Below are 25,751 nucleotides of genomic sequence, written 5' to 3' on the forward strand. Positions count from 1 at the left end.
CACGGGCGGGCGAAAATGATTAGTTTTGGCTCAGGGCCCGGTCCGAAACGGTCGGGCCTTTGTGATGCACGGTTTCTACGGATCACGATCGGGAGCCCTTAAAATCAAGGCTCTGGCAGTTGCAAAGCCCCCACAAACTCCTGTGGAAAAGGTGCTTTGTCTGGCTGATTATGAACGTTTTCAGGTTTCTTTTGCCATCTCGGTTGGACGCGCGGGCGTCGTGCGCTAGTGTCAGAGAGGTAACTGAACTGTGAGACGATGGAGGGGCCTAGAAAAATGTTTAAGGAAATCATGATACCCGTCGATCTGCGCCATACCTCACGGCTCGCCAAGACGACCACGATCGCGGCGGATATGGCGCGCAAATACGGGGCGCGCATGACCTATGTCGGCGTGACCGGCCCCGAGCCTAGCGAGATCGCTCACACGCCTGAAGAATATCGCGAAAAGCTCGCGCAATTCGCAGCCTCCGAGTCCGCGATGCACGGGGTGGAGGGGCGCGCGCATGCGATCTTGGCCAATGATCCCTCAATCGATCTGGATCGCAAGCTGACAGAGGCTGCAACCGAGATCGGCGCGGATCTTGTGATCATGGCCACCCATGTGCCCAACGTCTCCGACTATATCTGGGCCTCGCATGGTGGCCATCTCGCGAACCACTCTAAGATTTCTGTTTTTCTGATCCGCGACTGATCGAACGTAGAAATTCGACACAAACCTCAAGACCAACGAATAAAGGAGGACGGCATATGGCCGAACCCGCAGAGGGACAGGGGATACCGACACCGGATGGTGCGACCCAGATCATCGATACCGATTACGAAATCGGTCAGGACAATCTGGAGGGCAAACTCGGCCCTCTGGGCTTTGACATTCACAACCCGGTCTTCATGGTGTCCGCATTGTCGGTCATGGCTTTCGTGTTCTACGCGCTGGCCCTGCCCGAACAGGCGGGCGCTTTGTTTGGCTGGCTGCGCCCGTGGCTGACATCGACCTTCGACTGGTTCTTCATGTCGGCGGCCAATATCTTCGTGCTCTTCTGCCTGTTCCTGATCGTAAGCCCTTGGGGCAAGGTCCGGCTGGGCGGCAAAGAGGCCACGCCCGATTTCACCTATATCGGCTGGTTCGCGATGCTGTTCGCAGCCGGTATGGGCATCGGCCTGATGTTCTTCGGGGTGCTGGAGCCGGTCTATCACATGGCGGTCGACAGCCCGCTGGGCACGCCCTCGCCTTTTGATGCGAATGGCAATCTGATCCCGGAAAATGTGGCGCGGGCCAAAGAGATGGGCCTTGCCGCGACGATCTACCACTGGGGCCTGCACCCTTGGGCGATCTATGCGGTGGTGGCGCTGGCACTGGCGCTGTTCTCCTATAACAAGGGTCTGCCGCTGACGATGCGTTCGGCCTTTTACCCGCTCTTTGGCGAGCGGATCTGGGGCTGGACCGGCCATGTCATCGACATCCTCGCCGTGTTCGCCACGCTCTTTGGTCTTGCGACCTCGCTGGGCTTCGGCGCGCAGCAGGCCAATGCTGGTCTCAGCCACGTCTTTGGTGTTCCCAACTCCATCACCGTGCAGGTGATCTTGATCACCGTGATTACCGGTGTGGCGCTGTTCTCGGTGCTGCGCGGGTTGGATGGCGGCGTGAAACTGCTCTCCGAGATCAATATGGGGATCGCGTCTCTGCTGCTGCTCTTCGTGCTGATCGCGGGTCCGACGCTGGCGATTGCCACCGATTTCGGCAAGGGTCTCGTGGCCTATGTGAAGGATGTCATCCCGCTCTCCAACCCCATCGGACGTACGGATGACGCCTATCGCGACGGCTGGACCGCGTTCTACTGGGCGTGGTGGATCTCTTGGTCGCCCTTCGTCGGCATGTTCATCGCGCGGGTCTCGCGTGGGCGCACCGTGCGCGAATTCATCACCTGCGTGCTGGTGATCCCCTCGCTCGTCTGCGTGCTCTGGATGGCCGTATTCGGTGGCGTCGCCATCGATCAGGTGCTCTCGAACCCAGCGACTTCTGCGGTCAAGGCGCAGGTGATCGACAACTACAACCCGCCGCTGTCGCTGTTTGCGATGCTCGAAGGGCTGCCGCTGTCCTCGATTACCTCGGTGATCGCCATCGTGCTGGTGATCGTCTTCTTCGTCACCTCGTCCGATAGTGGCTCGCTTGTGATCGACACGATCACGGCAGGCGGCAAGGTCGACGCCCCTGTGCCTCAGCGCGTGTTCTGGGCGACCTTTGAAGGGGCGGTGGCAATCGTTCTGCTGGTCGGCGGCGGGCTCAGCGCGTTGCAGGCGATGGTGATTTCCACCGGCCTGCCCTTCACGCTGGTCTTGCTGGTCATGTGCTGGGCGATCATCAAGGGCTTGCGATCAGAGCCCCGCTAAGCGCGGCTCCGACACCACAAAAGAGAAGCGGCGGATCCCCCAAGGATCCGCCGCTTTGCATTTTGTCGCCTGTTAAACCGATCCGAGCGCGCGCCTCAGGCGGGCAGGTCATACTCCGCCACGATAGCCCAAATTTCCGCATTGATCGCGTGCATCTCAAGAAGCGCCGCGTCCATCTCGGCCAACGTGGCGCTGTCGAGCACGCTCTCCTCGCCGATCCTCAGACTTGTCTTGCGATCCGCAATCCGCATCTGGATCGTGCGCACCGGCCCACCATGCGCATCAAACGCATAGAGGCAATGGTTGAAGTGATTGCGCAGGCCAGAGACTTTCTTCATCCGGCCCGTCACCTTGATCACCCGCGCCCGTGCCTGATCCGGCACCGGGCAGGCTTCACGCTTGGACAGACGCTCCACCAGATCGAGCCGCGCCCGTGTCGTGTTGAGCGTCAGGTGCAAGATCACCGCGGTTTCCTTGTCGGTCCCGGCAAGTCCCGCGATCAAGTGGATCAAAAGGCTCTCTGTATTGGTCCAGGCATAGTTGATACGCCCGATCTGCATCAGGAACGCGTCAAACTCCGGCGGTGGTGCGGCCCCGCGCGGTGGCTCAGTGTCCGCCATGTCGGTGGAACCAGATGGCCGCCTCCGTCCGGTTCGATACGCCAAGCTTACCGATGATCCGGTGGATATGCAGCTTGACGGTATGTTCCGACAGGTTGAGCTGACCCGCGATGATCTTGTTCGGCTGACCCGATGCGAGCATCCCCAGCACCTCGGCTTCGCGCGGCGTAAGTGCCGTGAGTGGCTGCGGATTGTCGATTGCATCCCCACCGGGCATAGTGCTGAACCCGTTGATCGCGGAGAGCATCGGACGACTGCGCGCGAGCGCAGGCGCGATGTAATGCCCCCCCGAGACAACCATACGCACGATCAAAAGCCATGTCGTGAGGTTGAGGTTCATCGGCAGCAGGCTGATCTGACGCGAAATGATATGTGCGCCGTATCGCTCCATCAGAGCCCTGCCAAAGCTCTCGTCCTCATAGGCGATGGCAAGGCGCGCACGGCCAAGCCCTCCCTCTGGGTCTTGAGACAATGCGATCAGCCCTTCTGCATTGGATTCATCACTGACCAAAGTGCAGAGCTGGCCCTTCCCTTCCAGCCTCCCCTCTGGTTCCAACTGCTGTTGCAGCGCATCTAGATCCGACAGGCGCAGACTGGATGTCGGCGCCATTTCGGCATCCACTGTGCGTAAGACGGTTTCGGAAAACTGCTGACCTGACCCCAAGAAACAGATTGCAGTGGCGTCACGACGATATTTTACACCCATTGGTGAGCCTATAAATTCACTCTTACGTAAACCATTCATGGTGGCCCCCTTTTCCAACCAAGAATTACCGACATCGTTCGGCTCCGGACCCTCCCCGAGCCCGATATAACGACCATAACACAATCGCGTGAGGCGTTCGTCGTCCTTTTGGTTTACATAGGCGTAACCGGCCCCCCCAAATACGGACTACACAGTCAAATTCTGTGCAAAATGCGAAGGAATCAGAGCCAGAATCGGGAAGTATTAACAATTCGTTGCCCTTTACCCAAGGGAAACACCAATATCTTGTGGTTCTACCAAGTTTCATGCCGCGATGCAGCAATATGTAGCACCTTGCTAAAAAGCTGCGGTATTCCGCATACCCCTGAGGCCAAAAATCGCGAAAAATGATGCGAATCAACCCGTTATAGGGGCACCCATCGGCGCTATACCGAATTGCTAGCTAGGTCGAAACCGCTCGCTGTCACAGGATGGTGAAGTCGCAGCTGGGGGCTGTGATCCTTTCACATACTGACCCGGGCCATCGAGGCGCGGAGCCTCGCGAACCATCTCAGGTTTGCGAACTGGGGGCGGCTTGCCACCGGGCAGAATGGAAGGTCTCGACTGCCAAAACCCTCAAAAATCCGGTTCGGTCGACCCGTTTGAAAAATGCGTGACGGCTGCCGAACCCCGACTGACAGGGAACAATGCCATGACGAAGAGAAACTCCTTCAATAACTGGGGTGATCCGAGCTCAAACCAGGATCAGGACCAGTCGCAAGACCAGCACGAGCATCAGGGCCAGCACCAAGCTGAAATGCAGGGTCAGGGCCAAGGTCAGATGCAGGGCCAGTATTCGTCCAACACCTCGGATTCCAACTCCGGCTCTGATGCCGGCGCAGGGGCTGGTGCTGGTGCATTGGCCGGGGCTGGTGCGCTTGCTGGCAGCGGTTCGGGCTCCGATGCGTCTTCGAGCTCCAACAGCAACAACCATAATGGCAATGCCAACGGGAACCATAACGGGAATGGGAACGCGAACGGCAACCATAATGGCAACAGCAACGGCAACGCCAATGGCAACCTCAACGGGAACGCCAACTCCAACGGCAACTTGAACGCCAACTCCAACTCCAACAGCACCGACACCACCACGACCACGATGACCAAGACCACGGTCGATGTGTCGGTCGATTTCAACATGGAAGGCTATGAGCCCTCCGATGACGATTTCGCCGATTTCGATCTGGCCAGCGGCGCCTCGATCGGTGACGTGCTGATGGGCAAAGGCGATATCAGCTACAACCCGGGCGACGACATGAACCTGTCGAACATCCTCAAGGATGCGCTCAACGGTGCGGGCAACGATGTCGGCATGGTCAACGCTCAGTCCAACACGCTCACGGACAATGACGAGCTGCACTCGGCCACTGTCTCCAATGACAGCACCTTCAAGGTTGACGCGGTGATCAAGGACAACTCGGCGACCTCGGATGAGGGCATCGAGGCGACCGGCGGCACTGGCGGCGACGGATCGGACGATCCTTCGGCCGATGGCGGCGCGGCTCTGGCCGGCGGCGGCATCTCGCTGGCATCGGGCGCAACCTCGTTCTCGGTGGCAGGCGCAGAAGGTGAAGGCGATGACGGCGGCGACGGCGGCGGCGGCTTCGGCATCGGGCTCGGCTCGGGCGTCGGCGCAGCCGGTGCGGGCGCGAATGACGGCGGCGCAGTTGCAGGGGCCAACGGCTCGGGCACTGACGACGGCGGCCATGGTGGCCATCACTTCAGCAAGCCGTGGAACAACGATGACGACGGCGGCTCGGGCGGTCATGCAGAAGCCTATGATGGCGGCGCAGTGGCTGGTGCGATGGGCATGGGAGCCGGTATGGGCTCTGGCATGGGCATGGGCGGTGCCGGCGGTGACGGTGGCGACGGATACGGTGCGTCCGGTTCGGTTGCCTCGGCAACGGGCGGCTACTCGGAAGCCTATGGTGGCCAAGCCATTGCCGGTGACGGCGGCATGGTCATGGGCGGCAGCGGCGGCGATGCCGGCGGCCTCGGAAGCTGGGGTTCGGGCAATGGTGACGACGGGATCGTGACCGGCCAGTCCTATGCAGATGCCAGCGGCGTGGTCGATACCACCGCGTTCAACCAGTCGATCGTGATGGGTGCCAACGTGCTTGGCAACACCGTCGACACGACCGTGGTCGGTGGCTCGCTCACCTCGACCTATATCGGCGACGACGACGCAAGCTGATCCAAACAACGCGGCGCGCCCGGTCTTCCGGGCGCGTTCGCACCCCGACCTCCGATCGTCACCTGTCCGCGACATTGGAAGCCAAGACCAAGAAAGGGCGGGAACAATTGCGGCAGGGGATGCCATGTCGGGTGTGAAAGCCCCGATGTTGAGCCCCCCAAACCAGCAAGAGGGACCAGAACATGCTCGATCGTCATTCAGAGATTATCGCCCATTTCATCGGTGCCTTTCAGCAGACGACTGAGCAACTCTCGGCGCGCCAGCAATATGACACGTTCCGCGCGATGCAGCTGGGTGAGACCCAGCAAGGGCCCCTGCTCAATGTCACCGTCCATATGTCTTCCGATTACGCGTTGGGTGGGTTTTCCCCGGAACTCTCGCTCAAGCTTGAGGGCTTGCCGCCACGAGAAGCGCCGCAGCTGATCCACGAGATCGCCCTCTCCACACCGCGTGGCATGGCTTTGCCCGTCACAACCCCGCTCCAGCCGCTGTATCTCGCACCGTTTCTCGGCGCGAGCGCCGGGGTGGCCAGCGGTCCGACGCAATATCAGGTGGTGCTCGACGCCCCCTCCTCATTTGCCACATATACGTTCCAATCCAATGTGCTGCACGATGGCGATGTCATCGACATGGTGCCCTTCGAGCTGCCCGAGGCCTTTGAGGGCGGCTTCTCGCAGGCTGCAATCACCGGAAAGCTCGACGCGTTGAGCGATCTGGCCGATAGGCTGAGCCTTGGCGGCGGCGGCATTTCCAACCTGAGCATCGCAGATCAGGTGCAGGTTGTGAGCGACGCCATCGAGGCGCTCGACGGCGCCTCCGGCGCAGACGGGGCCGATGTGGTACTCTATCGCAAAACCAGTTCTGGACCAGATCCACAGCCCGAGGGAAGCAAGAGCGCCGAGGCCACGCCCACCGAGGCCCCTGCCCCGGATGCGTTCTCAGGCGCAGTCGTGATGGATGGCGTGTTCACCGATGCGGTGCCCACGACGCTGGCCGATCGGCTGGAGGCCCGCAATCCGCCCCAAGACGAAGAGCCCGAGCTTCTGCCCGGGCAGGTCCGCGTCGAGGGCGAGAGCGTGGCCGAGAGCAGCGCGGCGGGCCGGGTCGAGACGCCCGCAACGCCCCACACCAATGTCCCCGAAATCACCCAGAGCCTCGAGACCGGCGACAACCTGCTGCTCAATCAGGCGCAGGTCTCGCATAACTGGCTCGATGCGCCGGTGATCGCGGCGGCGGGCAGCGCGCATTCGCTCAGCGTGATCTCGCAGACCAATGTGATCCGCGATCACGACATCGGCGCGGGCGGCAAAACGCTGCATGCCGGGCTGGACGATCCGGCCTCGGCGGGCCACAATATTGCGACCCAGACCACCAGCTCTAATCCGGTCGATTTCCTCGCCCCGCGTCTGGCGGAGGGCGACACGATGATCGGGCTGGTGCGGATCACAGGCGACCTGATGATCGACAACACCACGGTGCAGGTCAATCAGGTCCATGATTCCGATATCGTCAGCTACAGCTTTGGCTGGCATCAGACCGAGATCTCGACCGGCGGCAACACGGCGGTCAATCTTGAGACGCTGCTGCAGTTGGGCGGGCGTTTCGATGTCATTCTCGCGGGCGGCAATCTCATGCAGCTTACGATGATCGAGCAGATCAATGTCCTGCTCGATGACGATCTGTTCTTGGGCGGCGGGGGTGGCGCGCACTCGACTCATGACAATCTGGCCTGGAATGAGGCGCAGATCTCGCGGGTCGGGACCGATACCGCGACCGAGATGTCGGATCACTTCCAATCCGCGCTCAAAGCCCTTGGTGATCTCAGCAAACTGGGCGGCGGGCATGTCCCGAGCAGCGCGGAATTTGCAGCGGCGGCCAAGCTGCTGGGCGATCCGCTGATGAGCGGGCTCGACAGTCTGCGGGTGCTCTATGTCGAGGGCGATCTGATGATCCGCGACACGCTCACCCAGATCAACATCCTGTCGGACAGCGATGTCGTCTCTGTGGCCCTGCCCGGTGACGACGCGATGCCCACGGTCTCGACCGGGGGCAACACGCTGGTCAACGTGGCCGCGCTCACCGTGAACGGCGTTGACAGCGCGGTGATGGCGGGTGCGGGCAGCTATTCCGACGCCGTGCTCTATCAGGCCGGGATGCTCGATATGGAGGGCGACAGTTTCAAGATGGCGGGGGCCACCAGCGCACTCAAAGGCGATCTGGCCTCCGAAGCCGTGGTCTTCTTGACCGATGACGGCCCCTTCGGGCCGGACGCGTTCGACGAGGAGACACATTTCATACCCGATGCGGGGAATTCGGGAACGCTCGACGCTTTGCACAGCGTCCTCGCCTGAGGCGCGGGCACGGCTGAGAGACATTCGAAGGGGAGAGAGACGTGAGCGAGAACGGGGAACACGCCGGTCGGGGACCGGGACGCGCCGATTGCGCGATGAGCAAGCAGGACCACATGCCAGAGGCGCGCAACGGGGCAGAGCACAGCGAGGCCATACCCGGCGGATCAGAGCGGCTGGTGCTCAAATCCGAAATGCGCGCAGACCAAACAGAGACAGGCGGGGCTGACCCTGCCGCAAAGACCGAACCTGCGTTTCCTAAAACGACGCAGGCTAGGAAGGAGGGGGGTGCGGAAAGCCCAGAGGAAGTCGAGCACGTCCCCGCGAATGCGGCTTCCGGCTCCCCACCCGCACCACCCTCCGATCAAACTTTCCACCAGCGCGTCGCACCGCTTGATTACACCCGCACGCTGGGTCAGGTGAAGCGGCGGCTACGCACCAATCTGGTCTTCGTGGCGCTGATGACCTGCGCCACGAATGTGCTGATCCTCGCGGTACCGATCTACCTGTTCCAGATCTCGGACCGGGTGTTCACCTCGCGCTCGATCGATACGCTGGTGATGCTAACCATCGTCATTCTGGGCGCCATCGTGGTGCAGACGATCTGCGACGCGCTGCGCCGTCTGGTGCTGATGCGCTCGGCGGTGGATGTGGCGGCCCGGCTGGGCGCGCCGGTTCTGTCGGCGGCAGCGCAGGCGTCGCTGCATTCCAACGGGCGCGAGTATCAGGTTCTGGGTGATCTGGGCGCGCTGCGCAGCTTTCTCGTCTCGGGCACGCTTCTGTCCTTTCTCGACGTGCCCTTCGTGCCGTTCTTCGTCGTCGCGGTCTTCCTGATCCATCCGCATCTGGGGATGATCGTGATCGCGACCGCGACCCTGCTGGCACTGTTCGCATGGATCAACCAGAAGATCACCTCGGATGGGTTCCGGCGCGCCAATATTGCGCAGAGCAAAGCCAACCTTCATCTGGAATCGATGTCGCGCAACAGCCAGATCATCAACGCAATGGCGATGATCCCCGAGGCCGTCTCGATCTGGGGGCGCGACACCGCCGCCTCGCTCAAGGCGCAGATTCAGGCGCAGGACCGCAATGTCTATACCGCCTCGCTGTCGCGCATGTTCCGGCTGTTCACCCAGATCGGGATGCTGGGCTGGGGGGCGTGGCTCTCGCTCGATGGGCAGATCACCGGCGGCATGGTGATCGCGGCCTCGATCGTGGCGGGGCGTGCCTTGGCACCGATCGAAGGCGCGATCGAGGGCTGGAACAGCTTTCTCATGGCGCGCGGCGCCTATGACCGGGTCGCGAACCTGCTGGCCTCGGCCAAGAGCCGCAATGACAAGCTGCGCCTGCCCAAGCCACAAGGGCGGCTGGATGTGGAGCGCCTGCTCTATGTTCCGCAGGGCACCAAACATGTCGTGCTCAACGCACTGACCTTCTCGCTCTCGCCGGGCGATCAGCTTGCGATCATCGGCAATTCGGGCGCGGGCAAGACCACGCTGGGCAAGATGCTGGTGGGATCGGTCCTGCCGACGTCGGGGGCGATGCGGCTCGATCTGATGGATCTGCGCAACTGGGATCCGCGGCAACTGGGCGAGATCCTTGGCTATCTGCCGCAGGATGTTCAGCTGTTCCCGGGCACCATCAAGGCCAATATTGCGCGGATGCGCGAGAATGCGAGCGACGAGGCGATCCACCGCGCCGCCGAACTGGCCGATGTGCATGAGATGATCGCGACGCTGCCGCAGGGCTATGAGACCGTGGTCTCCTCGGATGGCGCGCCGCTCTCGGGCGGGCAAAAGCAGCGGATTGGTCTGGCGCGCGCGTTCTTTGGCGATCCGAAATTCGTCGTGCTCGATGAGCCCAACTCGAACCTCGACACCCAAGGCGATGCGGCACTTGTCCGCGCGCTCGGCCATGCCAAGCGCAGCGGCATCACCGTCGTTGTGGTCACTCAGAAACCCTCTCTGCTCAGCGCGGTCGACAAGATCATGCTGCTGGCAGATGGCAACATCGCCATGTTCGGCTGGCGCGATCAGGTGCTGGGCGAGCTGGAACGTCGCAAGCAGCGTCAACCGCCGCAAAAGGTACCCCAGCAACCGCGCGGTGCCGCCCTTCAAGGAGCCCCGGCATGAGCAATCGTCAGGATATATCCGATAGCCCGAGCTGGTTTGCAGATGTGCCCCGCTCGATCCGTGGCATGGTCATCATCGGGATGGCGGTCTTTCTCGCAGCATTCGGCGGCTTCGGGGTCTGGGCGTTTTCCGCCCCGCTGGCCGCGGCGATCATGGCGCCGGGCTCCTTCGTGGCGACCGGGCGTAACAAGATGATCCAGCACCTTGAGGGCGGGATCATCAAGGAGATCCACGTCTCCGAGGGCGATTTCGTTCAGGCGGGCCAACCCCTGATGCGTCTCGACGAGACCTCGGCGCTGGCCAATGAGCGCGCGCTGTTCCTGCGCCGCGCCCGGCTTGAAGCCATCGAGGCGCGCATACTGGCCGAATATGACGGCTGGCGGGCGCTGGAATTTCCCGACTGGCTGCGGGAGGCGCGGATTGATCCGGAAGTGGCCGCGATGCTCGATTCCCAGCAATTGTCCTTCAACGTCACCCAGGCTCGGGTGCAAAGCGAGCTGGATCTTCTGGCACGCAACATGGCCGCGATGGAGAGCCGTGCGCGCGGCTACAAGGCGCAGCTCGACTCCATTCGAAGCCAGCGCGAGATGCTGGCCGAAGATCACGCCAGTAAATCGAAGCTGTTTGAAAGCGGGCTGATCCGACGCACCGAGTTCAACGCGATCCGCCGGGCAATGGCCGATGCGGATGGTCAGATCGGGCGGCTTCAGGCCGAGGTCTCGGAAAGCGAAGAGATGCGCGCGAAATACGAGGCGCAAACCACGCAGACCATCGAAACCCATCGGCAAGCCGCGCTCGATGAGCTGGAAACCGTGCAGGCCGAACTGGATTCGGTGCGCGAGCAAGAGCGCAAGGCCAGCTCGATCCTCAAGCGCGTGGTGATCGAAAGCCCGGTATCGGGCACGGTCGTGGCGCTCAACTATTCAGGCGCGGGCGGCGTGGTCGAGGCAGGCAAAGTGATCGCGGAGATCCTGCCCTCCGAGGCACCGCTGATCATCGAGACGATGATTGCGCGCACCGATATCGACGCGGTCAAGATCGGCCAGACCGCCTCGGTACGCCTGACCGCGCTCAACCAGCGCACGACCCCGATCCTGCAGGGCGAGGTGTATTACATCTCAGCCGATGCGATCGTGGAGCGCTCCGCTGCGACCCCGCGCGAGGTCTATCTGGCCCGCATTCGCTTGCCGCAATCCGAGCTGCGTCGGGTGCCGGGTTTTGCGCCGATGCCGGGGATGCCGGTTCTGGTGATGATCGAGACCGCCTCGCGCACCTTCGCACAATATATCGCCAAGCCTGTGGCGGATTCGATGCAGCGGGCGTTCCGTGAACATTAAAGGCGCATCCGGGGTTTGACCCGGTTGGACACTCGGGGCCATATGGGCCGACCCCGAAAGTTCCATATCAGGTTTCCCCAATGCACCTTGCCCGCCGCCTACTGCCCGCTGCCCTCGTCTCCACCCTGCTGCCGATCTCCGCACATGCTTTCGAGATCAGCACCGGATATGACGGGCTGAACGACCCGCGCACCTCGATCAAGGGTTTGTCCCGGGTCTATTTCGGGCATGATATGGGCCATGGCATCAGCTTCGGCCAGTCGATCTACTCGGCCGCCAAGGGCGATGGCGGCGGCGCGTTCTTCTGGGGCGTCGAAGGGGTGAAGCGCTTTGCGCTGACAGATCGGCTCTCGGTCCACGGCTCGCTGTTTCTGGGCGGCGGCGGCGGGGCGGCTGTCGTCGTCGGCAACGGCTTCATGACCCGTGTCGGGCTGGGTCTGGGCTATGCGCTGAGCGACCGGCTCGATGCAGAACTTGGGGCGAGCTACATCGACATCGACGGTGCCGATATCGAAAACAGCGCGATCAATGCCGGGCTGACATGGCATATCGGAGCGCGCCCCGATCAGACCGCCCGGACCGGCTCTGCGCTCGCGATGCCGCTGCGCTCGGTGTCGATGCGCGCGACGTATATGGACATGGGCAACAGCCGCGACCGCACCGGCGCCAAACAGTCCAGTCTCAAACTGGCAGGCGTCGAGTCGAGCTTCCTGCTGGGCCAAAATAACGAGCTGGTGCTGGGCACCGATGGCGCGGCCTCGGGCGGCGAGGGCTACATGCAGATCATGGGCAGCCTGCGCCACCGGATCTCGCTCGGTCAGCGCGTCTCGGTCTATGGTCAGGGCGGGATCGGCTTTGGCGGCGGCGGGCTGGTCGATACCGGCGGCGGCACCTTGGTCAGCGCCGATCTCGGGATGAGCATCGCGCTGCTGCCTTGGGCCGATCTGGATCTAAGCGTCGGCAAGACGGTCGCACCGTCGGGCGACATGAACGGGACGATTGCCCGGGTCAACCTGACCCGCGTGTTCCGCCGCGCCATCGATGAACCCTCCGTCAGCAACCATCCGCAACGCTGGATCTACTCGCTGGGCATCTCGAGCCAGCAGCCCAACTCGGACTTCCGCAAAGCGGGCGCGCCGGGCAGCGGCCATCCGGTGATGCAGGAAAGCTCTGTCGATATGTTCCTGACCGACAATCTCTATGCGACCGGCAATGCGCAAACCGCGCTGGGTGGCGAAGTGGCGGGCTATGCGATCGGGATGATCGGTCTGGGCTGGCGCCAGCCAATCGCGGATCGCTGGGCGGTCTCGCTGGAAGGCCGCGTGGGCGCGGCAGGCGGCGGCGGTGTCGATGTCGCAGGCGGCGTGATTGGCTCGGTCGCAGCCGAGGTGGATTATGCGCTGACCGACCAGGTCTATGTTTCGATGGGGGTGGGCAAGATCAAGGCGCTCAAGGGCGGCGGCATGGCCCCGACGACCGTCACGGCGGGCCTGAAATTCCCCTTCACCACGCATTGAGAGCGGGGAGCGCGGCTTTCAGCTTATCGTGAATTATTTCAGAGTGGAATTGTCAGAGATCAAAGACTGCGCTAGTTCCTGAGTGGAAGTATCGGGAAATCGACTCGAACCCCGCTCGGAGACACGCAGATGATGGCAAGCCACGACACGATGAAAGCCGCCGCCACAGCCCAGCCGCTTGGCCTGTGCCGACGCGGTTTCCGAGGCACACTGGTGTCGGTCTCCCCGGTGGCGACCCAAGGCGGGTTCGATCCTGAAGAACTGGAGCGCCGCCTGCTGGAGTTGGGCTTCATCGAGGGCGCGACAGTGCAGATCCTGCATGAAGGCCCGTTCGGGCGCGACCCGATTGCCATCCGTGTCAATGATACAACGGTGGCCCTGCGCCGCCATGAGGCGATGGCGATCCTCGCGCAATGACGCAAGCCGCCTCCTCCGCGCTGCCGCTCTCCACGCGTACCGACCCCGAGACCCAGCCCATCGAAGCCGCCCTCGTGGGCGCACCCAATTGCGGCAAGACCGCGCTGTTCAACGCGTTGACCGGGGCCACGCAGAAGGTCGGCAACTATTCCGGCGTCACGGTCGAGCGCAAGATCGGTGTCGCCAGAACGCCCGAAGGACGGCAGTTCTCGGTTATCGACCTGCCCGGAACGCACAGCCTGCGCGCGCGCTCCCCGGACGAAGAGGTCACCCGCGATGTGCTGCTGGGCCGTCGCCCCGATGAGCGCATCCCCGATCTGATCTTGGCCGTCGCCGATGCCACCAACCTGCGCGGCGCGCTGCGGCTGGTGAATGAGCTGAAATCGGTGGGTCTGCCCATCGTGCTGGTGCTCAACATGATCGACATCGCCCGCCATCGCGGCTTGCAGATCGACCATCTGGCGCTGTCGCAATCGCTTGGCATCCCCGTGGTCACCGCAACGGCAGTGCGGCGCGGCGGGCTGGATGCGCTTTGGGAGGTGGTCGCGCCGATGCTCGAAGCGCCGCTGCCCGCGGCGCAGCCCGCCACATGGGTCGCGCCCAATTCGCATGACCTGCGGGTCGCGATGCGCGAGGCCGACCGGCTGGTCAAAGCCCATGTCATCCAACCCGCGATCCCCGACACGGTGACCGCCCGGATCGACCGGGTCGTGCTGCATCCCATCGCGGGGCCAGTGATCTTGCTGGTGCTGTTGTTCACGATGTTTCAGGCCGTGTTCACCTGGGCTACGCCCTTCATGGATGCGATTGATGCGGGCTTTACGTGGCTTGGCACGCTGGTCGCGCAGGTCATCCCGTCCGGGCTGATCCAGAGCTTTTTGACCAATGGCGTGATTGCTGGGATCGGGTCTGTCATCGTCTTTCTGCCGCAGATCCTGTTCACCTTCCTCTTCATCCTGCTGCTGGAAGATTTCGGCTATATGGCGCGCGCCGCCTTCCTGATGGACCGGATCATGGGGCGAGCGGGGCTCAACGGGCGCGCCTTCATCCCGCTGCTCTCAAGTTTCGCCTGCGCCATTCCGGGCATCATGGCCGCGCGGGTCATCGACAACCGGCGCGACCGGCTGACCACGATCCTCGTCGCCCCCTTGATGACCTGTTCGGCGCGCATCCCGGTCTATACGCTGATCATCGCCGCCTTTATCCCCAAGACCAAAGTGCTGGGCGGGCTGAGCCTGCAGGGGCTCGTGATGTTCGGGCTTTACGCGGTGGGCATTCTCAGCGTGCTGGTCGTGGCCTTTTGCGCGCGGTTCTTCTTTGCGCGCACCGAGCGCAGCGCGCCGCTGATGCTCGATCTGCCGGACTATAAGATGCCGCGGGCGCGCAACGTGGCCTTGGGGCTCTACCAGCGCGCGCGGGTCTTTCTACGCCGAGCGGGCACGGTGATCTTCTGGTCGATGGTGGCGATCTGGGTGCTCTCGACCTTTCCGCAGCCGCCCGAGGGCGCGACCGGCCCTGCGATCAACTATTCCTTCGCCGCGATGATCGGCAAATTCATCGCCCCCATCCTGCATCCGCTGGGCTTCAACTGGCAGATCGCGGTCGCGCTTGTGCCGGGGATGGCCGCGCGCGAGGTGGCGGTGGCGGGTCTCGCGACGGTCTACGCCGTCTCGGGCGATGGCGGGCTGATCCATACGCTGGCCGGGCAATGGAGCCTCGGCACGGCGCTGGCGCTGCTTGCGTGGTACATCTTCGCGCCGCAATGCATCTCAACGCTTGCAGTGATCCGGCGCGAGGCGGGATCGGGCAAATGGATGTGGATCGCGCTGATCTACATGTTCGTGCTCGCCTATGTCGCGGCCCTGATCACCTACCAGATCGCAGCCCTTCTGGGCGCCGGATAAACGACGATTCGGCGCCTGCCCGGCGCGCGACCGCCCATATTTCCCAGCAATTGCGCTGATATCTGCTCGCGTTTCATCACAGAGGCGTGCGCGCCCCGTGACGTGAGCGTCACCCGATACGTGCGCCAAGCCGCCCATGCCCCTGCACTGCAGTGATTTCAGCCCATCGCGCCCGATCACGCAGCCCGCGCAGGGCGCAGATCCTGTTACAGAACTGTCAAAAAGCCCCCCTAGGCAAAGGGCCGAGCCATGGCGCAAGAGTGTCATGGTCATGAACCGAACACCTGGGATCAACACAAGGATCGTCTCCATGATCACCCTTCGCATTCTCGCGCGCGGCGCAGCTATCGCCGGCGTGGCCCTTTCGTCCTCCGTTGCGGCCCATGCCGCCAACCTGTCGGGCGCTGGCGCGACGTTCCCCTACCCGATCTATTCCGACTGGGCGAAGGCCTATCAAGAGAAAACCGGCACCGGCCTCAACTATCAGGCCATTGGTTCGGGCGGCGGCATCAAGCAGATCGAAGCCCGCACCGTGACCTTCGGCGCATCGGACAAGCCGCTGGATGGCGCTGAGCTGAAGAAAAACACCCTCGTGCAGTTCCCCACCGTCATGGGCGGCATCGTGCCCGTCGTGCATATCGATGGCGTGAAACCGGGCGAGATGGTTCTCGACGGCCCGACCCTTGCCAAGATCTACGAAGGTAAGATCACCAAGTGGAACGACCCCGAGATCACCAAGCTGAACCCGGGCCTCAAACTGCCCGACGCGGCGATTGCTGTTGTCTACCGTTCGGACGGCTCGGGCACCACGTTCAACTTCACCACCTATCTGGCAGACGTCCTGCCCGAGTGGAACGACAATGTCGGCGTGTCGACCTCGGTTGAATGGCCCGCAGGCATCGGCGCCAAAGGCAATGCGGGCGTTGCCGCAAACGTGCAGCAGACCGGCAACTCGATTGGCTATGTCGAATATGCCTACGCGCTGCAAAACCACCTGACCTATACCGACATGATCAACAAGGCGGGCAAGAAAGTCGCCCCCGAGGCCTCGGCCTTTGCCGCCGCCGCCGAGAATGCCGATTGGTCCTCGCAGCCGGGCTTTGGCGTGATCCTTGCCAACCAGCCGGGCGACAAGACCTGGCCGATGACGGCAGCGACCTTCATCCTGATGCATTCGGATGCCAAAGACGGCGCCGCCTCGAAAGAAGCGCTGAAGTTCTTCGACTGGGCCTATGCCAACGGCGACGAGATGGCCGCCAAGCTCGACTACATCCCGATGCCCGACAAGGTCGTCGCGCAGATCAAGAAAGAATGGTCGCAAATTCAGGCCGACGGCAAACCCGTCTGGTCGATGAGCAACTGATCACTCTGACAGCCAATGGGGAGCGCGGAGCCATCCGCCCTCCCCTTTTCCAGTACTAGATTTGGAGCGTGCGATGACGGCAGCGTCAGATATCGACACCCGATCGAAAAACCCGGTGGCTCAGTCCGACCGGGTTTTCGGCGCTTTGACACTTGCCGCTGCGATCTTGGTGCTGCTGGTGCTTGTGGGCGTGTTCATCTCGCTCGTCATGGGCGCATGGCCCGCATTGCAGAAATTCGGCCCCGCCTTCTTGTGGACCAAATCGTGGAACCCGGTGACCAACAAGTTCGGGGCCATCGCTCCGCTCTATGGCACGGTCGTGACGTCCATCGTGGCGATGGTCATCGCGGTGCCGGTGGGGCTTGGCGTGGCGATCTTTCTCACCGATCTGTGCCCGCGCGTGCTACGCCGACCGCTGGGCATCGCCATCGAGCTGCTCGCGGGCATCCCCTCCATCATCTACGGCATCTGGGGCCTGTTCGTCTTTGCCCCCTTCATGCAAAGCACGATCCAGCCCGCGCTGATCGCGACGCTGGGCAAGCTCCCCGTCATCGGCGCGCTCTTTGCAGGCCCGCCCTATGGGATCGGGCTGTTCACCGCCGGGCTGATCCTTGCGATGATGATCCTGCCCTTCATCGCCTCGCTCTCGCGCGATATCTTCGGGACGGTGCCGCCGATGCTGCGCGAAGCCGCCTACGGGATGGGCATGACGCGCTGGGAGGTCAACCGCCATATCGTGATCCCGCATGTGCGCACGGCGCTGGTGGGGGGCATCATGCTCAGCCTCGGGCGGGCCTTGGGCGAGACGATGGCCGTGACTTTCGTGATCGGCAATGCGCATCGGATCTCGGGCTCGATCCTTGCCCCCGGCACCACGATTTCCGCCGCAATCGCCAATGAGTTCAACGAGGCAACGACGCCCATGTATGTCTCCTCGCTGATCGCGCTGGGGCTCGTTCTGTTCATCCTCACCTTTATCGTGCTGGCCTGTGCGCAATGGATGCTGCGCCGCATGAAAGCCAAGGCAGGAGTGTAACCCATGTCCGCAAGTATGACCCGCCGCAAGGCGGTGAACGCCGTGATGATGACGCTTTCGACCGGGGCCGCCGTGCTGGGCCTTGTCGTGCTGGCGCTGATCTTGATGCATCTTCTGGTGCGCGGCGCGGGCGCGCTCAACCTGGCGGTCTTTACCCAAGACACCCCCTCGCCCAATGCCGCAGGAGGCCTGCGCAACGCCATCGTGGGCTCGCTGATGATGAGCGCCATCGCGGTGGCCATCGGCACCCCCATCGGCATTCTGGCAGGCACCTACATGGCCGAATACGGGCGGTTCGCCAAACTCAGCAAGGTGATCCGCTTCGTCAACGACATCCTGCTCTCGGCGCCCTCGATCATCGTGGGCCTGTTTGTCTATCAACTTCTGGTCGTCAGCTTTGGGCATTTCTCCGGGCTGGCCGGATCGGTTGCGCTGGCGATCCTCGTGATCCCGATTGTCGTGCGCACGACCGAGGACATGCTGCTGCTGGTGCCCGATCAGTTGCGCGAGGCGGGGCTGGCTATGGGCTGGCCGCGCTGGATCGTGATCCGCCAGATCGCCTATAAGGCCGCCATGTCGGGCATCATGACGGGCGTGCTGCTGGCGGTCGCGCGGATCTCGGGCGAGACCGCACCGCTCCTCTTCACGGCCCTCTCAAATAACTTCTTCTCGCTGAATATGACGCAGCCGATGTCGTCGCTGCCCATTACCATCTTCCAATTCGCCCTCAGCCCCTATCAAAACTGGCAAGACCTAGCATGGGCGGGCGCGCTGTTGATCACCATCGCGGTGCTGGCCTTGTCGATCATCGCCCGCCTCGTCACTTCCAGGAAGGAAAAATCCTGATGGATACCGAAATTCGCGAACGCTCCCCGATCTCGTTTCAGGGCATCGATCCCAGCCCCAAGGCGCGCATCTCGATCCGCAACCTCGAGTTCTTCTACGGACAGACCCGCGCCCTGAAGGGGATCGATCTGGACCTGCCGGAAAATCAGGTCACCGCCTTTATCGGCCCCTCGGGCTGCGGCAAATCCACCCTGCTGCGCATCCTCAACCGGATGTATGACCTCTACCCCAACCAGCGCGCGACTGGCGAGGTGCTGTTGGACGGGCAGAACATCCTTGAGAAAGGCACCGATCTGAACCGGCTGCGCACCAAGGTCGGCATGGTGTTTCAGAAGCCCACCCCCTTCCCGATGACGATCCATGAAAACATCGCCTTCGGGCTGCGCCTGATGGGCGTTGCGAAATCCGAAATGGATGGCCGGGTCGAGGCCGCGCTGCGCGGAGCGGCCCTTTGGGATGAGGTGAAGGACAAGCTCACAGCCTCCGGGCAGTCGCTCTCGGGCGGCCAGCAGCAACGTCTGTGCATCGCGCGCACCATCGCGGTGGAGCCGGAGGTGATCTTGCTCGACGAGCCTGCCTCGGCGCTCGATCCGATCTCGACGGGCAAGATCGAAGAGACGATCCACCAGCTCAAAGAGCAGTTCACCATCGCGATCGTCACTCACAATATGCAACAGGCAAGCCGGGTCAGCGACCGCACGGCCTTCATGTATCTGGGCGAGCTGATCGAAGAGGGCGAGACCGCGCAGATCTTCACCCGCCCGCGCAATGAGCAGACTTCGGACTACATCACGGGGCGGTTCGGCTAAGACCTGCGCGTTGCGCAAAGCGCCTCCGGGGCGTAACCTCAACCGAAGTTGAGATGGGCGTGCAATTGGGCACTTGAGTTTCGCGACTGTGTCGGGATGATGCCGCGATACGTCAAAAGCCACATAAGAGGTCCGCAATGCCCCAACGATCCCGCCTCGCCGCCCTGATCGGACTGATCGCACTTTTGCTGCCGCAGATCGCAAGCGCGCATATCACGTCGACCGGCTCGGGCGGGTTCGCCGCCGGGTTCGAGCACCCGCTATCGGGTTATGACCATTTCCTCGCGATGTTCTCGGTCGGTCTTTGGGGCGCGCAAATGGGCGGGCGGCGCGTGTGGTCTCTGCCTGTCACATTCCCGATGATCATGGTGATCGGCGGCATCGTTGGCATTCTGGGCATCCCCTTCCCCGGTGTCGAGATCGGCATCGCGCTTTCGATCATCGTGCTGGGCCTTGCCATTGCGGCGAAATGGAAGCCTCAGGAATGGGTATCGCTCGCGATCATCGCGGTGTTCGGCTTCTACCACGGCTATGCCCATGGCGCAGAGCTGCCAATGGCCGCGGATCCCGCAGATTACGCCATTGGCTTCGTGCTTGCGACCGGCTTTATCCACGTGATTGGCGTGGGCGTCGGGCTGGTGCTCAACCCGATCTGGAACGGGCGGTTCTCACAGATTCTTGGCCTGCTGGCGGCTATTGTGGGCTTTGGGTTTCTTGCGCTTGCGCTGGGATACATGCATTCTCAACTCGAGTTCCTGAACTCTGGGCTACACATCTTTGGAACTTGATCTGAGCACATCAGACGCACGAACACGGACATGGCCTCGCCACCTTTGGGTTTTGGCGGGGCTTGCGATTTTGATCGCGCTGGCCCTGATCCCGGTCGAGACGCGGGGCGAGGCAGGCGCTTGGGTGATCCGCGAAGGGCTGACCCTGCGCCGGTTGTTCCCGCTCTTTGGCTTTGCCATTGCGCTGTCGCTGGTGCCGCGCTCTGCCGCGCGGCTCGCCTTCGTGCTGTGGCTCGCGGGGCTGGCGGTTGGCTATGTGTACCGGATCGAGCTGATGGCCGCGCTGCAACAGATCCCCGGAGCGATCACCCATCACTTCCTGACGATGCCGGTCTCGGCAATCGCCGCAGGTCTGGTTCTGGCACCGGGCCGCATGCTGCGCCCGGTGCTGATCGCGCCCGCAGGGCTGATCCTTGGCGTGATGTATGCGCTGGCCACGAAGCTCTCCGATCCAAGCTATGGCGGCGCACCATGGGTTTTCCTCAGCGGCTGTGCGCTGGGTGTTTGGCTGATCGTCGCGGTCACGCTGAGCCTGCGCGCGTGGAATGCGCCGTGGTTTGAGATCGCCGGGCGGATCATCGGCAGCTGGCTTCTGGCCATCGGCCTGCTCTATGGCGGGGTGTCGGTGATGGGCAATCGGCTCAAGCCGAAATCGGAACCCACGAAAAGCGCGATCTCGGAGAATGCGCCCGCCACCCAGTCGGAAGTGCCGGGCGCGGATGCTTTCCCCTCCTTTGGCGCCCCGCCTGCGCCGAGCGTGCCGGGGGAGAGCAAGCCGGAGTTCCAGCCATGATGCGCGCGCTCGCTCTGGCCGGGCTGTTGATCGGCTGGCCGCTTATCGCCTCGGCCCATCCCGAAGATGCAGTGCTGATCCGCCTGCTGGTGGGCATGGACAACGGCAAGGTCACCCATATCGGCGAGAGCTGGACCTTTGACCCTTCCGTCTCAAAATGGCTCTTGCAGAATTTCGACGCCAATAGCGACGACAAGTTCGAGCCGGACGAGCTGAAGAAAGTGCTGGAGGCGACGCGGGAAAACACGCCGGATTCCTTCTTCTACACGCGGATCTGGAAAGGCCAGACGCAGCTTCCCGATCCCAAGCTTTACGGCTTTCAGGCGACAGTAAAAGATGGCGTCGTGACCTTGGCCTTCGCGCTGGCGCTGGCCGTGCCCGAAGACCCCAACGCCCTGCGCATCGAAATGTATGATCCGCAAAACCTCACCGGGCTAGTGCCGGTCGAGGATAATCCGGTCGTGCTGCGCGGCACCCGCAAGGGCCAGACCTGCGTGCCCAATATCGCGGTGATGAAGCCAGATGCCCATGGCGGGCCGGACGACATCCCGATCGCGCTGACCTTGGCCTGCTCGGGCTGAGCGGGCAAAGGGGGCGCTGCCCCCTCTTCGGCTGTGCCGAATTCACCCCCGAGGTATTTGGGTCAAGATGAAGAAGGCGGGCGCGGGCTCAGTTTCGGGGCCGGGCGCGGATCCGCCAGCGGTGTGTCCGACAGCCGGATCGGCGTGCGGATGCCGGGGATGCCACCTGCTGAGGTGACCATGCCGCGCGCCTGCACCTGCGGATCGGCAAAGACCTGATCGACCGAGTTGATTGGACCCGCGGGCACGGTGGCGGCCTCGAGCGCGCCCAGAAGAGCGTCGCGCGACCAGCGCGCCAGCACCGCCGAGAGCATCGGGCGGAGGCGGTCGCGATGTGCCACCCGCGCCTCATTGGTGGCGAAATCCGGGTCATCGGCCAGATCGAGCCCAAGGAGCGCACAGAGCCGCGCGAACTGCCCGTCATTGCCGACCGCAAGGATCAGATCGCCATCGGCGGCGCTGAGCACCTCGTAGGGGGCGATATTGGGATGGGCATTGCCAAGCCGGGTCGGCGCCCGGCCCGTCGCGAGGAAATTCATCCCCTGATTGGCGAGCACCCCCACCGCGCAATCGAGAAGCGCCATATCGACCAGCTGGCCGCGCCCGGTCCGTGCGCGCGCCGCCAGCGCCGCCTGAATACCGATCACCGAATAGAGCCCGGTGAAGATATCGGCAAAGGCCACGCCCATCTTTTGCGGCTGGCCCAACGGGTCGCCCGTCAGATCCATCCACCCCGCCATGCCCTGAATCAGAAAGTCATAGCCCGCGCGGCTGGCATAGGGGCCGTCCTGTCCAAAGCCGGTGATCGAGCAATAGACGAGGCGCGGGTTGAGCGCGCTTAGGCTGGCATAGTCGAGACCGTATTTCGCCAATCCGCCGAGTTTGAAATTCTCGATCACCACATCGGCGTCTGCCACCAGATCGCGTACGATCTTCTGGCCCTCGGGCGTGGTGAAATCCGCCGAGACCGAGCGTTTGCCGCGATTGGTGGCGTGGAAATAGGCAGCCGAACGGTTCTCAGGGCCGTCGCCCTCGCGGGCGATGAAGGGTGGGCCCCAGCGGCGGGTATCATCGCCCAGCGGGGCCTCGACCTTAATCACCTCGGCGCCCAGATCGGCCAGCACCTGACCGGCCCAGGGGCCGGCCAAGATACGGGCCAACTCGACGACCTTGATCCCTTCGAGCGGCGCGCTCATGCGAAGGCCTGAAGGCCCGTCTGCGCACGGCCCAAGATCAACGCATGGACGTCATGGGTGCCCTCGTAGGTGTTGACCGTCTCAAGGTTGACCATGTGGCGGATCACCTGAAACTCGCCCGAGATCCCGTTGCCGCCATGCATGTCACGTGACATCCGCGCGATATCGAGCGCCTTGCCGCAATTGTTGCGCTTGATCAGCGAGATCATCTCGGGCGCGGCATTGGCGGCATCCAACAGGCGGCCCACCTGCAAACAGGCCTGCAGACCCAGCGTGATCTCGGTCTGCATATCGGCGAGCTTCTTTTGGAACAGCTGCGTGCCTGCGAGCGGCTTGTTGAACTGCTTGCGATCAAGGCCATATTGCCGCGCGGCATGCCAGCAGAACTCGGCCGCCCCCATCACGCCCCAAGCGATCCCGTAGCGGGCGCGGTTGAGGCAGCCGAACGGGCCTTTGAGCCCCTGCACATGGGGCAAAAGCGCGTCCTCACCGACCTCGACGCCTTGCATCACGATCTCGCCGGTGACGGAGGCGCGCAGGCTCAGCTTGTTCTCGATCTTGGGCGCAGAGAGGCCCTTCATGCCCTTTTCCAGCACGAAGCCGCGGATCTTGCCGTCATGGGCGTCGGATTTCGCCCAGATCACGAACACATCGGCGATCGGCGAATTTGTGATCCACATCTTGGCCCCGGTGATCCGGTAGCCGCCCTCGATCTTCTCGGCGCGGGTTTTCATGCCGCCGGGATCAGAGCCCGCATCGGGTTCGGTGAGACCGAAACATCCGATCCATTCGCCACTTGCGAGCTTGGGCAGGTATTTCTGCCGCTGCGTCTCAGAGCCATAGGCGTGGATCGGATACATCACGAGGCTCGATTGCACCGACATCATCGAGCGATAGCCGCTATCCACGCGCTCCACTTCGCGCGCGATCAGACCGTAGCTGACATAGCCCGCGCCCAAGCCCCCATATTCCTCGGGGATCGTGGCGCCCAGAAGCCCCATCGCGCCCATCTCGGCAAAGATTTCCGGGTCGGTCTCTTCACGGGCGAACGCGTCGATCACGCGGGGTTGCAGCTTGTCTTGCGCATAGGCGCGGGCCGCCTCGCGCAGCATCCGCTCATCCTCGGTCAGCTGATCATCAAGGCGCAGCGGGTCGTCCCAGGAAAATCCTCCAAGATCCGGTGCATCCTTGGCTTTGATCGCGGGTCGGTCGGTCATGGCGGTCCTCATTTTGGCAGATCTGTTGCCCGCGAGACTAGAGCCGGCACCGCGCCCGCTGCAAACAATATAAATTGTGAAGATGATGAGTTTTGCGCATAGTTGATCTTTCGAGACCGCGAGGGGGACGCGCATGCGCCACACCTATCTGCCCACGATTGCCGAGTTGCAGGCCTTTACCGCCTGCGCCCGCCACGGCACCACGACGCGCGCGGCGTTTGAGCTGAACCTGACGCAAAGCGCGATCTCGCGGGCGCTTGGCACATTGGAGGCGCGGCTGGGGGTTGCGCTGTTTCACCGGGTGCGCAAGCGTCTGGTGCTTTCGCCTGCAGGGCAAGGGTTTCTGGAGCGCGCGGAGCAGGCTCTGGCCACGCTGGATGCAGCTGCCGTGGGCGCGATGGCCTTTGGCGGCACGGAGGCGGTGCTGCGCATCGCGGCGCTCCCCTCCTTCACCCGAAGCTGGCTGATCGCGCGGCTGGCCCGCTTTGCCCAGATCGCCCCGCAGATCAGCCTTGATATCACAGCGCGGCTGCACCCGGTCGAATTTGAGCGCGACCCGTTCGATCTGGCAATCATGCGCACACAGCATGAACGGGCGGGCACGAGACTGGTGCCGCTTTTGCGTGAAAGCCTCGTCGCGGTTTGCGCGCCCGAGCGGTTGGCGGGGAACGAACCGCTGGCCCCGGAGGCGCTGCTGGGTCATCCGCTATTGCAGCAATCGACGCGTCCGACGCTCTGGCTGGATTGGTTTCGCGATACCGGGCTGGATGCGCGCGACATCTTGCGCGGCGCGCGGTTCGATCATTTCGACATGATCCTCGATGCCGCGATTGCCGGGATGGGGATCGGGCTGGTCCCCGAAATCATCGCCCGCGCATCGCTGACAGAGGGGCGGTTGGTGCGGGCCTGCGCGCGCACATTCGAGACCGGCGGGACCTATTCGCTGATCATCCCCGAGCGCACTGAGGACACGCCTTCGGTCGCGACCTTCCAGAGCTGGTTGCTGGCCGAGCTGCGCGCCGATTAACCGATCACGGTGAGCGGCGGGTCGAGGGGGAATTCCTCGAGATTGGCGCCCGGGCCGATCCGGTCGATCACCGCAAACAGACCGGGGGCTGCAAGCGGGGTCAGCACGCCGTGCCACGTGCCGCGATGGAAGTTGATCCCCTGCGCCCCATCACTCAGGAAAGCGAGCGGCGCACCGGGGCGCCCGCCGGCATCGGGGGCTGCGATGACGAGGAAGGGATCCGCGCTCATCGGCACGAAAGCCTGACTGCCCTCGGGGTGGCGTTCCAGAAGGGTGCAAATATAGGGCAGACTGCGCGGCACAGCCTTGAAGATCGAGATCCCTGCCCGACCGGCGCCGAAATCAAGCAGCGCGCGGTCGTGAAAGCGCTCGCACAGCCCCGCATTGATGAGCCTGTCTGCGGGCCCCCGCGCATCGAGCACATCGCCAAACGGAGCAAACGCATCGGCGGTGAGGGGCTGGGCTGTGATCTGCATCGGGTCGCTTTCTGA

Annotated in this window: 22 protein-coding genes; 17 read left to right on the forward strand and 5 right to left on the reverse strand. The window is 63.1% G+C overall.

From position 1 onward, the window contains the following. The first annotated feature begins 276 nt into the window (after nucleotides 1–276). Both DL1_RS05555 and DL1_RS05560 read left to right on the forward strand, forming a co-directional pair. Nucleotides 277–693: a universal stress protein gene (locus DL1_RS05555; protein WP_038063689.1), complete on the forward strand. Its 417-nt coding sequence runs from the start codon at nucleotides 277–279 to the stop codon at nucleotides 691–693. 56 nt (nucleotides 694–749) lie between these two features. Further along, complete coding sequence (locus DL1_RS05560; protein WP_038063691.1) at nucleotides 750–2,390, forward strand: BCCT family transporter; 1,641 nt, start codon at nucleotides 750–752, stop codon at nucleotides 2,388–2,390. A 95-nt stretch (nucleotides 2,391–2,485) separates the two neighbouring features. On the opposite strand, the gene DL1_RS05565 is transcribed toward DL1_RS05560, so the two are convergent. Both DL1_RS05565 and DL1_RS20780 read right to left on the reverse strand, forming a co-directional pair. Continuing rightward, the gene (locus tag DL1_RS05565; protein WP_038063693.1) at nucleotides 2,486–3,010 is read right to left on the reverse strand and encodes a hypothetical protein; all 525 of its coding nucleotides are present in this window, start codon (nucleotides 3,008–3,010) and stop codon (nucleotides 2,486–2,488) included. Then, complete coding sequence (locus DL1_RS20780) at nucleotides 2,997–3,620, reverse strand: helix-turn-helix transcriptional regulator (protein WP_051693345.1); 624 nt, start codon at nucleotides 3,618–3,620, stop codon at nucleotides 2,997–2,999. The genes DL1_RS05565 and DL1_RS20780 overlap by 14 nt, the downstream gene beginning before the upstream one ends. A 787-nt stretch (nucleotides 3,621–4,407) precedes the next feature. Between DL1_RS20780 and DL1_RS05575 the strand changes: the two genes are divergently transcribed. The 14 genes from DL1_RS05575 (at nucleotide 4,408) to DL1_RS20785 (ending at nucleotide 21,820) form a co-directional block, all read left to right on the forward strand. After that, on the forward strand, nucleotides 4,408–5,949 hold the full coding sequence (locus tag DL1_RS05575; RefSeq protein ID WP_038063695.1) for a hypothetical protein: 1,542 nt from the start codon (nucleotides 4,408–4,410) through the stop codon (nucleotides 5,947–5,949). 182 nt (nucleotides 5,950–6,131) lie between these two features. Continuing rightward, a complete protein-coding gene (locus DL1_RS05580; protein WP_038063697.1) occupies nucleotides 6,132–8,300 on the forward strand; it encodes a hypothetical protein in 2,169 nt (722 codons plus the stop codon). A gap of 41 nt (nucleotides 8,301–8,341) precedes the next feature. After that, complete coding sequence (locus DL1_RS05585; RefSeq protein ID WP_425441844.1) at nucleotides 8,342–10,429, forward strand: type I secretion system permease/ATPase; 2,088 nt, start codon at nucleotides 8,342–8,344, stop codon at nucleotides 10,427–10,429. Further along, nucleotides 10,426–11,766: an HlyD family type I secretion periplasmic adaptor subunit gene (locus DL1_RS05590; RefSeq protein ID WP_038063700.1), complete on the forward strand. Its 1,341-nt coding sequence runs from the start codon at nucleotides 10,426–10,428 to the stop codon at nucleotides 11,764–11,766. The genes DL1_RS05585 and DL1_RS05590 overlap by 4 nt, the downstream gene beginning before the upstream one ends. A gap of 80 nt (nucleotides 11,767–11,846) precedes the next feature. Beyond that, nucleotides 11,847–13,283: a hypothetical protein gene (locus tag DL1_RS05595; protein ID WP_038063702.1), complete on the forward strand. Its 1,437-nt coding sequence runs from the start codon at nucleotides 11,847–11,849 to the stop codon at nucleotides 13,281–13,283. 129 nt (nucleotides 13,284–13,412) lie between these two features. Further along, nucleotides 13,413–13,700, forward strand: coding sequence for a FeoA family protein (locus tag DL1_RS05600; RefSeq protein WP_245739578.1), 288 nt, complete (start codon nucleotides 13,413–13,415; stop codon nucleotides 13,698–13,700). Next, on the forward strand, nucleotides 13,697–15,604 hold the full coding sequence (gene feoB, locus DL1_RS05605) for a ferrous iron transporter B (RefSeq protein ID WP_051693346.1): 1,908 nt from the start codon (nucleotides 13,697–13,699) through the stop codon (nucleotides 15,602–15,604). Before DL1_RS05600 ends, feoB begins: the two co-directional genes overlap by 4 nt. Nucleotides 15,605–15,914: 310 nt before the next feature. Next, nucleotides 15,915–16,967, forward strand: coding sequence for a phosphate ABC transporter substrate-binding protein PstS (gene pstS, locus DL1_RS05610; protein ID WP_051693347.1), 1,053 nt, complete (start codon nucleotides 15,915–15,917; stop codon nucleotides 16,965–16,967). 73 nt (nucleotides 16,968–17,040) lie between these two features. Further along, nucleotides 17,041–18,003: a phosphate ABC transporter permease subunit PstC gene (gene pstC / locus DL1_RS05615; protein WP_038063704.1), complete on the forward strand. Its 963-nt coding sequence runs from the start codon at nucleotides 17,041–17,043 to the stop codon at nucleotides 18,001–18,003. Nucleotides 18,004–18,006: 3 nt separating this feature from the next. After that, on the forward strand, nucleotides 18,007–18,849 hold the full coding sequence (gene pstA / locus DL1_RS05620; RefSeq protein WP_038063706.1) for a phosphate ABC transporter permease PstA: 843 nt from the start codon (nucleotides 18,007–18,009) through the stop codon (nucleotides 18,847–18,849). Next, nucleotides 18,849–19,658: a phosphate ABC transporter ATP-binding protein PstB gene (gene pstB, locus DL1_RS05625; protein ID WP_051693348.1), complete on the forward strand. Its 810-nt coding sequence runs from the start codon at nucleotides 18,849–18,851 to the stop codon at nucleotides 19,656–19,658. The genes pstA and pstB overlap by 1 nt, the downstream gene beginning before the upstream one ends. A 137-nt stretch (nucleotides 19,659–19,795) precedes the next feature. After that, nucleotides 19,796–20,446: a HupE/UreJ family protein gene (locus tag DL1_RS05630; RefSeq protein ID WP_051693349.1), complete on the forward strand. Its 651-nt coding sequence runs from the start codon at nucleotides 19,796–19,798 to the stop codon at nucleotides 20,444–20,446. A gap of 70 nt (nucleotides 20,447–20,516) precedes the next feature. Then, nucleotides 20,517–21,239, forward strand: a complete 723-nt coding sequence (locus tag DL1_RS05635; RefSeq protein WP_162178735.1) for a hypothetical protein — start codon at nucleotides 20,517–20,519, stop codon at nucleotides 21,237–21,239. Then, a complete protein-coding gene (locus DL1_RS20785; RefSeq protein WP_051693350.1) occupies nucleotides 21,236–21,820 on the forward strand; it encodes a DUF1007 family protein in 585 nt (194 codons plus the stop codon). The genes DL1_RS05635 and DL1_RS20785 overlap by 4 nt, the downstream gene beginning before the upstream one ends. A 62-nt stretch (nucleotides 21,821–21,882) precedes the next feature. On the opposite strand, the gene DL1_RS05645 is transcribed toward DL1_RS20785, so the two are convergent. Beyond that, nucleotides 21,883–23,016, reverse strand: a complete 1,134-nt coding sequence (locus DL1_RS05645) for a CaiB/BaiF CoA transferase family protein (protein WP_038063711.1) — start codon at nucleotides 23,014–23,016, stop codon at nucleotides 21,883–21,885. After that, nucleotides 23,013–24,233 (reverse strand): acyl-CoA dehydrogenase, encoded by a 1,221-nt coding sequence (locus DL1_RS05650; protein ID WP_038063713.1) that lies wholly within the window; start codon nucleotides 24,231–24,233, stop codon nucleotides 23,013–23,015. Before DL1_RS05650 ends, DL1_RS05645 begins: the two co-directional genes overlap by 4 nt. A 133-nt stretch (nucleotides 24,234–24,366) precedes the next feature. Here DL1_RS05650 and DL1_RS05655 point away from each other — a divergent pair, with 133 nt between their 5' ends. Next, nucleotides 24,367–25,260, forward strand: coding sequence for a LysR substrate-binding domain-containing protein (locus DL1_RS05655; protein WP_038063715.1), 894 nt, complete (start codon nucleotides 24,367–24,369; stop codon nucleotides 25,258–25,260). On the opposite strand, the gene DL1_RS05660 is transcribed toward DL1_RS05655, so the two are convergent. Continuing rightward, nucleotides 25,257–25,736: an ureidoglycolate lyase gene (locus tag DL1_RS05660; protein ID WP_038063716.1), complete on the reverse strand. Its 480-nt coding sequence runs from the start codon at nucleotides 25,734–25,736 to the stop codon at nucleotides 25,257–25,259. The genes DL1_RS05655 and DL1_RS05660 overlap by 4 nt on opposite strands. Nucleotides 25,737–25,751 lie beyond the last annotated feature (15 nt).

Origin of the sequence: Thioclava dalianensis, from assembly GCF_000715505.1 — a bacterium.
Classification (GTDB): Bacteria; Pseudomonadota; Alphaproteobacteria; order Rhodobacterales; family Rhodobacteraceae; genus Thioclava; species Thioclava dalianensis.

Coding starts and splice junctions, on each gene's coding strand:
- DL1_RS05565 (WP_038063693.1), bottom strand. CDS start 3,010: ATGGCGGACACTGAGCCACCGCGCGGGGCCGCACCACCGCCGGAGTTT.
- DL1_RS05575 (WP_038063695.1), top strand. CDS start 4,408: ATGACGAAGAGAAACTCCTTCAATAACTGGGGTGATCCGAGCTCAAAC.
- DL1_RS05655 (WP_038063715.1), top strand. CDS start 24,367: ATGCGCCACACCTATCTGCCCACGATTGCCGAGTTGCAGGCCTTTACC.
- pstB (WP_051693348.1), top strand. CDS start 18,849: ATGGATACCGAAATTCGCGAACGCTCCCCGATCTCGTTTCAGGGCATC.
- pstA (WP_038063706.1), top strand. CDS start 18,007: ATGTCCGCAAGTATGACCCGCCGCAAGGCGGTGAACGCCGTGATGATG.
- DL1_RS05580 (WP_038063697.1), top strand. CDS start 6,132: ATGCTCGATCGTCATTCAGAGATTATCGCCCATTTCATCGGTGCCTTT.
- feoB (WP_051693346.1), top strand. CDS start 13,697: ATGACGCAAGCCGCCTCCTCCGCGCTGCCGCTCTCCACGCGTACCGAC.
- DL1_RS20780 (WP_051693345.1), bottom strand. CDS start 3,620: ATGGCGCCGACATCCAGTCTGCGCCTGTCGGATCTAGATGCGCTGCAA.
- DL1_RS05645 (WP_038063711.1), bottom strand. CDS start 23,016: ATGAGCGCGCCGCTCGAAGGGATCAAGGTCGTCGAGTTGGCCCGTATC.
- pstC (WP_038063704.1), top strand. CDS start 17,041: ATGACGGCAGCGTCAGATATCGACACCCGATCGAAAAACCCGGTGGCT.
- DL1_RS05560 (WP_038063691.1), top strand. CDS start 750: ATGGCCGAACCCGCAGAGGGACAGGGGATACCGACACCGGATGGTGCG.
- DL1_RS20785 (WP_051693350.1), top strand. CDS start 21,236: ATGATGCGCGCGCTCGCTCTGGCCGGGCTGTTGATCGGCTGGCCGCTT.
- DL1_RS05660 (WP_038063716.1), bottom strand. CDS start 25,736: ATGCAGATCACAGCCCAGCCCCTCACCGCCGATGCGTTTGCTCCGTTT.
- DL1_RS05630 (WP_051693349.1), top strand. CDS start 19,796: ATGCCCCAACGATCCCGCCTCGCCGCCCTGATCGGACTGATCGCACTT.
- DL1_RS05590 (WP_038063700.1), top strand. CDS start 10,426: ATGAGCAATCGTCAGGATATATCCGATAGCCCGAGCTGGTTTGCAGAT.
- DL1_RS05595 (WP_038063702.1), top strand. CDS start 11,847: ATGCACCTTGCCCGCCGCCTACTGCCCGCTGCCCTCGTCTCCACCCTG.
- DL1_RS05555 (WP_038063689.1), top strand. CDS start 277: ATGTTTAAGGAAATCATGATACCCGTCGATCTGCGCCATACCTCACGG.
- DL1_RS05650 (WP_038063713.1), bottom strand. CDS start 24,233: ATGACCGACCGACCCGCGATCAAAGCCAAGGATGCACCGGATCTTGGA.
- pstS (WP_051693347.1), top strand. CDS start 15,915: ATGATCACCCTTCGCATTCTCGCGCGCGGCGCAGCTATCGCCGGCGTG.
- DL1_RS05600 (WP_245739578.1), top strand. CDS start 13,413: ATGATGGCAAGCCACGACACGATGAAAGCCGCCGCCACAGCCCAGCCG.